Source organism: Streptomyces sp. DH12 (genome assembly GCF_020873895.1).
GTDB lineage: Bacteria > Actinomycetota > Actinomycetes > Streptomycetales > Streptomycetaceae > Streptomyces.
In genome coordinates, this window is the sequence record NZ_JAHWGT010000238.1 from 1 (window position 1) to 757 (window position 757).

Below are 757 nucleotides of genomic sequence, written 5' to 3' on the forward strand. Positions count from 1 at the left end.
CGTCCACTGGTGGCCGTCGACGTCGACCGGGGGGAGTTCCTCCGCCTCCCAGGCCGTGGCGAGCGCGGTGCGGGCGCGCGCGGTCTGCTGCTCGGGCGGGGTCCAGGGGTGTTCCAGGACGTCCAGGGCGGCCCGGCCGCCGGTGCGCCACGCGGTGGCGGCCCGGTCCAGGTCCTCGGCGGGGCGGCCGGAGCCGGTGCGGAGCCGCTCCGCCGCACGCGGGTCGGGGTGGGTGGCCGCCAGCCGGACCGTGTCCTGCCAGACGTCGAGCGGTTCCGGTGGCTCTGCGCCGAACCCGTGGGCGTAGGCGAGGAGTTCGCGGGCGCGCAGGGCGGCGTCCGCGGCCAGCCGGTCCAGCGGGTCGGCCTCGATGCCGGTCAGCGGCTCCTCGGGGGCGGCGGGCGGTTCGGGCAGCGGCGGCAGGGCGGGCGGCGCGGCGGCGGGGCGGGCGTAGGCCGCGCGCTGAAGGCTGTCGTCGGGCGTCCGGACCGTCCCGCCGACGGTCCCGTCCCCGGCCTCCTCGTCGTACGGCTCGTCGTCCTCCTCGTCGTCGCCGGCCAACGCCCGCAGCAGCAGCGCCGACTTGAGTTCCTCCACCGCCTCCTCGGCGTCACGGCCGCGGATCAGGAGCAGCAGCCAGGGGTCGGTGTCCAGCAGCCAGGACAGCTGGTAGGCGAGGGCGGTGGCGTGCGGGCAGGGGTGGTCGAGGGCGTCGCAGTCGCAGTCGGCGTCGAGGTCGCCGTAGCCGGGCAGCATG

General features: G+C 78.1%; 1 pseudogene. It reads right to left on the reverse strand.

The features are described from left to right. A pseudogene (locus tag LPA54_RS33770) lies at positions 1-757 on the reverse strand (hypothetical protein); the annotation flags it as partial.